Source organism: uncultured Desulfovibrio sp. (assembly GCF_944327235.1).
GTDB lineage: Bacteria > Desulfobacterota > Desulfovibrionia > Desulfovibrionales > Desulfovibrionaceae > Desulfovibrio.
Genome location: NZ_CALVHE010000126.1, coordinates 1 through 5,162, shown reverse-complemented (window position 1 = coordinate 5,162; position 5,162 = coordinate 1). Strand labels below are relative to the sequence as shown.

Below are 5,162 nucleotides of genomic sequence, written 5' to 3'. Positions count from 1 at the left end.
CTACTTGTTGTGCTTGTCCCACATGACGAAGAAGACCGATCCCACGATGAGCACGCAGGTCAGCAGGATACGCCAGGTAATGGTCTCGCCGCCGATCTGCCAGCCCAGAAAGACGCCGATGACCGGCACGACATATTCATAGGAGACGGCCGTGGCGATGGAGGCGTGAGTGAGCAGCCAGAAATAGGAATAATAGGCGATGATGGAGCCGCCCACGGTCAGCCAGCCGAAGGCAAGGAGTTCCGACGTGCCGACGGCCGCAAGACGCAGTTGCGCGGCTTCCCCGGAGCAGACGGCCACCAGCAGGGACTCCAGTCCGCCGCAGATGAGCAGGAGCGCGCAGGACTGCATTCCGGACAGGCCCGAGGCGTGAGGAAAGCGCCGGGAGATGAGCGTCCCGGCCACCCAGCCCAGCGTGGCGGAAAAGACCCAGATCATGCCGGAAACGGAATTGACCGCCTCCACGGGCTGGCCGCCCTGCGCCGCGGCCTTGCCGAGGGTGAGCAGCAGCAGGCCGGTCCCGCCGCCCAGCAGGCCGACGCACTGCATGAGGGTGGGGCGCTTTTCTCCGGCAAAGAGCCAGCCCGCCAGCAACATGCTGATGGGCGTGGAGGCCGTGATGATGGCCGCCGTGGACGAGGTGATGCCCTGTTGCCCTCTGGCCAGGAAGCCACTGGCCATGAGCACCATGAAAATGGCCAGCCACGTCGCATGGCGCATGTCCGCCCATGCGGGACGCCGCCAGCGGCCGGTGAGGAGCAGCAGCAGGGCCAGCAACAGACCGCCGCAGAGCATACGGACGCCGCAGAGCGTGAACGGTCCGCAAGCGTGCATACACAGCTTGAGGCAGATGTAGGTCGATCCCCACGAGATGTAGAGCAGGAAGAGGTTGAAAAGGATCTTTATGCCTTTGGGGGAGATTTGCATGAGCGGCCTCGCATGATGCCTGACAGCCGTCCGTACGCTGGAGCCTCCCGACCCTGGCGTCGGGCCACATCATCCAGCCTGCTGTCCAACTACCTTTTTCGGGGCGCGTCGTTGTGGGAAAGATCGGTCTCGCGGCATGTCGATGCGGCTGTCCCGATCGTCTCCCGACGCCATGCCCCGCGCAACGTCCTGCGTTTGGCGGACGGCATCCTTATGGGCCCCGAACCTAGCCGTTCCCCCGGCGGCGGTCAAGAGACGGGCCAGAGAACGCTTGGCAGATGTCCGTGCCCGTGCTAGAGAAAGAGCATCAGGGGTAGGTCTATGGATAATACTGCTTTTCACAACGCCTTCCAGGAGTTCATCAGCCGCAAGGGGATGAACGCCACGGCGCAACGGCGCATCATCGCTGAGGTTTTCTTTCGCTTTCCCGGCCACCACTCGCTGGAGGAATTCTACCAGCGCGTCCAGCAGCAGGATTCGAGCATCGGCCAGACCACGGTCTACCGGACGCTCAAGCTGCTCTGCGAAGCCGGGCTGGCCATGGAGATCCACTTCAGCGACGGTATCGCCCGCTACGAACTTGCCGCTTCGGACAGCCACCACGATCACATGGTCTGCGTCGCCTGCGGCAAGGTCATCGAGATCTATGATCCGCGCATCGAGAAGATCCAGCACGAGCTGGCCCGCAAGTACGATTTCCTGTTGCGCGGTCATGTGCATAATCTGTATGGCGTCTGTTCGGCCTGCGCCGCGCGGGAAGAGCGCGAGCGGCAGAAGGACGCCGCACCCGACGCCGCGCTGGGGACAGATGGATAGAATTTGACATTCGTTTTCATTTATGCCATCCAGTCATCACAGGAGGCTGGATCGTATGGAAACGTTGTTTGTTGCTCTTATCGTCCTTGGCGCGCTGGCGTACATGGGGCGAAAGTTTTACAAAGCCGTGACCGCTCGCGGCAGGGGGAGCTGCGGCTGCGGTTCCTGCCGCTGCGGCGAGGCGGAAGGTCCGTCGCCCTGCGCCGCTGGGGCGGACCGCAAGTCAGCGACGCCTCCCTGCTGCTCGCGGCAGCGGTGAGCGGCAGGCGTCGGGAACGCCCAGCGCGGGCGAGATATCCGCACATACCGGGACGTCCAGGGGGCGTCCCTTTTTTGTCGTCCGGCGGGCGGGAAAGGTGCGCCATCACGGTACGGGGCCGCTGTGTGATCCCTCCGTCCGGTGTTCGCGCCGTGCCGCGACTCGCAGGAGCGCGTCGAGTATTTAACGCGTTTTGCCTTTGAAAAAAAGTAAGACGCGAGGTGGCCACAGCGCCATCCGTCGTAAACCAAGCGGAAAAACAGCCTTTTCTACGAAACGACAGACCGTATGGTTTGGAACGCAAGTCGTTCCGACCTGAAAGATCCTAGAGCGGATTCGCATTGAAATCGTGTCCAATCTCCATGCTGACGCTGCCCTCACACTACGGAAAAAGCGTGGTTTTTCCGTGTGTTCGGTTGCGGGTAGTCGCTCTCGCGACTACCAGAGCAATCCACATTTTCAATGTGGAATTGCTCTAAGTATGCACATGCGGCACATGGCCGCAGGGATGCGCATGTCGGTGGACATGGTCAAGGCTGGGAGCATCCGTGATGAGGCGGCCGTCCTCGATGGTCATGAAGCGGCGGCTCACCCGCTGGAGGAAATCCCAGTCGTGAGAAATGGTGATGCGTGCGGTGGGCAGCCCGACGAGGATGTCCAGCAGACGCTGACGGGCCGACATATCCAGCGCATTGGTGGGCTCGTCCAGCAGGAGGGCTTGCGGCTGCATGGCCAGCACGCCCGCCAGGGAGACGAGTTTTTTTTCCCCGCCGGAAAGCGCGTGCGTCTGCCTGTCGGCAAAGCCGTCGAGCCCGAGACGGGCAAGGGTCTCCAGAGCCCGCTGCCGGGCGTCGTCCGGGGAGAGTCCCAGATTGAGCGGCCCAAAGGCCACGTCCTCAAGAACAGTGGGAAAGAAGAGCTGGTCCTCGGCATGTTGGAGCACGAAACCCACCGCACAGCGCAGGGGATGGAAATCCGCCTCGCTGCGCAGGAGCTTTCCCTCGAAACGCACGCCGCCCCGCGCTGCCTTGTGCAGGCCCGTGATGCCGCGCAAGAGCGTGGTCTTGCCGCAGCCGTTGGGCCCGTACAGCCCGATGTGCTCACCAGGATACAGACAGAAATCCATGTCCCGGAGCAGGGGCTCGGCACATCCTTCATGGACAAGCGTCAGATTTTCCAGACAAAAAAGAGGCGGATCGTTGTTCATCGAAGCTCCAACCAGCAAAGGACAGCCATGGCCGCGCCCATGATCGCCATGAAAATGGCGTCGCGGGCATGGGCCTGAAAGGGCGTCACGCAGAAAAATCGTTGCCGGAAGCCGCGTAGCAGCATAGCCTCATGGACGCGTTGGGCCCTGTCCAGCCCGCGCAGCAGCAGGATGCCCAGCAGCGAGGCGAGCGTGCGATAGCTGTGGAGCGACGTACGGGCACGAAAGCCGCGCAATCTGGCGGCGGCAAGCAGGGTGCGCCATTCTTCCGCGATGTCATGGACATAGCGACCAGCGAACACCAGCAGGAAAACGATCTTGTCCGGGCAGTGGAGGCGCTGGAGCGCGTATCCGGCCGTGGAAACGGGCATGGTGGCTGCCAGTGCCAGAAAGAAGAAAACAAGCGCGTTGGATTTGGCCCAGAGCACCAGAGCAAGAGCCAGCCCCTGACGGCTGGCGGCAAGGGGGCCCCACTGCCAGACGGTGTCGCCGGACAGACTGAAGGGCGTCAGCAGGCAGAGGAACAGCAAAAAGACATTGACCGCCAGCAGCCGCCGCAAGGCCGTCCTCCACGGCGGCCGGGAAAGCAGCAGCAAGAACGCGCCCACGATCAGGCCATAGAGGGCCGCCGTGCGCGTCTGCACGAGCGCAAGACAGACAGAGCAGCCTGCCGCCGTTGCCAGACGCACGCGGGGATCGAGCCTGTGCAGCAGGCTGTGACCGTGGGCGAAAGGCTGGGCAAACATGGTCGGCCTCGCGGAGGTCAGCTGAGACGGCGGGCAGGACAGGCGAAGGGCAAGATGCCGGGCCGCACTCGTACCAGAAAGTTGACCACGAAGAGGGTGAGGCAGCCCTCGGCCAGCATGATGGGCAGATGCGCCAGCAGGACGAGACGGGCAGCGGTGTGGAACGCCTCTCCCGACAGGGCCAGCGCCAAGGCCGTCAGCAGACCGGCCGCCAGCACGCCCACCGCGCCGCCCAGAAAGCCGCCCAGCAGTGGGCCGTAGTGCGGCAGGCGGCAGCAGCAGCGGCAAAGATAGTGCGCCAGGATGCCGCCCATCCCCATGGTCGCCACATTGACGCCCAGCACCGTGACCCCGCCGAACTGGAACAGCAGGGCCTGCAGCAGCAGGGCCACCAGCAGAGCCGGGAAGACGGCCCAGCCCAGCAGCACGCCCAGCAGGCCATTGAGGATCAGATGGGCGCTGCCGAGCCCTACCGGCACATGGACGAGCGAGCCGACAAAAAAGACGGCGCTCAGGATGGCCACCCGCATGAGCCTGTCATAATCCACGCGGCGCAGACCGGCCCAGACGCCGGCGGCCGCCACTACGGCCCCACCGGTCAGGACGGCGGGAGAAAGGACCCCTTCGGAGATATGCATGGTTTCACGCCCCTCTGCGAATTGCCGGCAGCGTGAAGGCTACCGGTGAGAGGATGCGTAGCACGAAATTTGAAAAGGTGGCAAGAAATTTTCCTACCGCCCTCTGCCCTCCGGAGGAATGGCAGAGCTTCCCCACAGGTAGCCCGGAAATTCTTTGCCGGACATCCCGAGGTTTCGCGGGCAGAGCCTTCCGCAGGGATCCGGCGGGACGAACCCGCTGCAAGGAGGCTCCTTTTTTTCCCGCCGGACAGCGACGAGCGAGACCGTATCCGTCAGAGCCTGTAAACCCTGTCACGGTCATTTGAGGTCCCCGCAACCGACAGCAAACAGCGTCAACAGGTCCTGGAGCGGATTCGCATTGAAATCGTATCCAATCTCAATGCTGACGCTGCCCTCACACTACGGAAAAAGCGTGGTTTTTCCGTGTGTTCGGTTGCGGGTAGTCGCTCTCGCGACTACCAGAGCGATCCACATTTTCAATGTGGAATTGCTCTAGGTGTTGTGTTCCGATAGGTTGTTCACCCTTTCCTCATTCGATAAGTTGGAAGTTAGCAGACAAACCAACAAGC

General features: G+C 62.7%; 6 protein-coding genes. 2 read left to right on the top strand and 4 right to left on the bottom strand.

Annotation, left to right across the window (positions count from 1 at the left end; all coding sequences use genetic code 11):
• Positions 1–927: an EamA family transporter gene (locus Q0K00_RS11290; protein WP_297229595.1), complete on the bottom strand. Its 927-nt coding sequence runs from the start codon at positions 925–927 to the stop codon at positions 1–3.
• 321 nt (positions 928–1,248) lie between these two features.
• Here Q0K00_RS11290 and Q0K00_RS11285 point away from each other — a divergent pair, with 321 nt between their 5' ends.
• Both Q0K00_RS11285 and Q0K00_RS11280 read left to right on the top strand, forming a co-directional pair.
• Entirely contained in the window at positions 1,249–1,743 is a 495-nt protein-coding gene (locus tag Q0K00_RS11285; protein ID WP_297229593.1) for a Fur family transcriptional regulator, read from the top strand.
• 55 nt (positions 1,744–1,798) lie between these two features.
• Positions 1,799–2,002 (top strand): hypothetical protein, encoded by a 204-nt coding sequence (locus tag Q0K00_RS11280; RefSeq protein WP_297229591.1) that lies wholly within the window; start codon positions 1,799–1,801, stop codon positions 2,000–2,002.
• A gap of 475 nt (positions 2,003–2,477) precedes the next feature.
• On the opposite strand, the gene Q0K00_RS11275 is transcribed toward Q0K00_RS11280, so the two are convergent.
• The 3 genes from Q0K00_RS11275 to cbiM are packed head-to-tail and all read right to left on the bottom strand — an operon-like array spanning position 2,478 to position 4,593.
• Positions 2,478–3,209 (bottom strand): ABC transporter ATP-binding protein, encoded by a 732-nt coding sequence (locus tag Q0K00_RS11275; RefSeq protein ID WP_297229590.1) that lies wholly within the window; start codon positions 3,207–3,209, stop codon positions 2,478–2,480.
• Positions 3,206–3,955 (bottom strand): cobalt ECF transporter T component CbiQ, encoded by a 750-nt coding sequence (cbiQ, locus tag Q0K00_RS11270; protein ID WP_297229588.1) that lies wholly within the window; start codon positions 3,953–3,955, stop codon positions 3,206–3,208. Before cbiQ ends, Q0K00_RS11275 begins: the two co-directional genes overlap by 4 nt.
• A 17-nt stretch (positions 3,956–3,972) precedes the next feature.
• Positions 3,973–4,593, bottom strand: a complete 621-nt coding sequence (gene cbiM, locus Q0K00_RS11265) for a cobalt transporter CbiM (RefSeq protein WP_297229586.1) — start codon at positions 4,591–4,593, stop codon at positions 3,973–3,975.
• Positions 4,594–5,162 lie beyond the last annotated feature (569 nt).